This is a genomic window from Pseudarthrobacter sp. MDT1-22, from assembly GCF_054511035.1.
Window position 1 is genome coordinate 1 of sequence record NZ_JBTNDK010000069.1, and the last position, 1,793, is coordinate 1,793.

A 1,793-nucleotide genomic window follows, 5' to 3' on the forward strand; every position below is an offset into this window, starting at 1 on the left:
AGTGTTCCAAATTGGGACACCGGGTCGTGGTTCTGCCACTACAGACTGGTGTTTACAAGGTGAATTATCTCACAGTGCTCTACAAGTCGGAGGAAGACATCATGGACAACGCCGTCCCCGGGAAGACCTATCAGCTCGATGCGCTCGTTGTTGGAGCAGGCTTCGGTGGTATCTACATGCTGCATAAGCTGCGCAACGAGCTCGGTCTCGACGCCGTAGCGATTGACCGTGCCGGGGGTGTTGGGGGAACTTGGTTCTGGAACAAGTATCCGGGCGCGCTTTCGGATTCTGAGAGTTTTGTTTACCAGTACTCTTTTGATCGCGACCTCTACGAACAGACTCCGTGGAACACGAAGTACGTGCCCCAGGCCGAGATCCTGGCGTACCTGAATGGCGTCGTGGACCGCTACGACCTGCGGGAGCATGTCCGGCTTGAAACTGGCATGACTGACGCTGAGTTCGACGAGGCCTCCGGCACCTGGACCGTGCGGACCGACCGCGGAGTCACGTTCCAGTCCCGCTTTCTGGTCACGGGCCTCGGCCTGCTCTCGGCCACCAATCTTCCGAAGTTCCCCGGCATGGAGACCTTCGCGGGCCGGCTGGTCCACACGGGTGCCTGGCCGGAAGACCTGGACCTCGCGGGCAAGCGGGTGGGTGTTATCGGCAACGGTTCAACCGGTAATCAGGTGATCACCGCCACAGCCCCGGTAGCGGCCCATCTGACCTCCTTCCAGCGCACACCGCAGTACAGCGTGCCGGCGGGCAACCGCCAGCTGACGGCGCAGGAACACCGTGCCCATCGGGAGAACTTTGAGGCGAACTGGGAACAGGTCAAGAACTCCTCGGTGGCCATGGGTTTCGAGGAGAGCGCCGTTCCAACGTTCAGCGTTTCCCCCCAGGAACGCGAACGGATCTACCAGCGGACCTGGGAGGAAGGCGGGGGGTTCCGCTTTATGTTCGAGACTTTCTCGGATATCGCCACGGACCAGGACGCCAACGAAGAGGCTGCGAAGTTCATCCGCCGCAAGATCGCCGAGATCGTCACGGACCCCGAAACGCGCCGGAAACTGACACCGACCGATCTGTACGCCCGCAGGCCGCTGTGCGATTCGGGCTACTACGAGACGTTTAACCGTCCAAACGTCTCCCTCGTGAACGTCAAGGAAAACCCGATCAAGTCGGTGACCGAACAGGGCATCGTCACCGCCGACGGCACCCTGCATGAACTGGACGTGCTCATCTGCGCGACCGGTTTCGACGCCGTGGACGGCAACTATGTCCGCGTCAATATCCGCGGCCGCGATGGCGAAACGTTGAAAGAGCACTGGGCTGACGGGCCAACCAGCTATCTGGGCATGGCAACCAGCGGCTTCCCCAATATGTTCATGATCCTGGGCCCGAACGGGCCGTTCACCAACCTTCCGCCCTCCATCGAGACGCAGGTCGAGTGGATCAGCGAAACCATCAGCCACGTCTCGACCTCCGGCACGGGCTGGATCGAGGCCAAATCCGAAACCGAGGCCGACTGGACGGAGACGTGCTCGGATATCGCCCACCAGACACTCTTCCCCCAGGCCGCCTCGTGGATCTTTGGCGCCAACATCCCCGGAAAGAAGCGCACGGTCATGTTCTACCTCGGTGGCATCAAGCAGTACCGGTCCATCCTCGCCGACGAGGCCTCCAACAAGTACCCGAACTTCGCAACCGACGCCGACATCCTGACCCCGGCCTGATCAGCACCACCACCGCCGGCCCGGGAAGGACAGCCCGCCAAGCCATCCTTCCCGGGCCGC

General features: G+C 61.7%; 1 protein-coding gene. It reads left to right on the plus strand.

Annotated features, from left to right (window positions below):
• Window positions 1–59 precede the first annotated feature (59 nt).
• Window positions 60–1,733 (plus strand): flavin-containing monooxygenase, encoded by a 1,674-nt coding sequence (locus ACX80M_RS20955; protein WP_459310389.1) that lies wholly within the window; start codon window positions 60–62, stop codon window positions 1,731–1,733.
• Window positions 1,734–1,793: the final 60 nt, after the last annotated feature.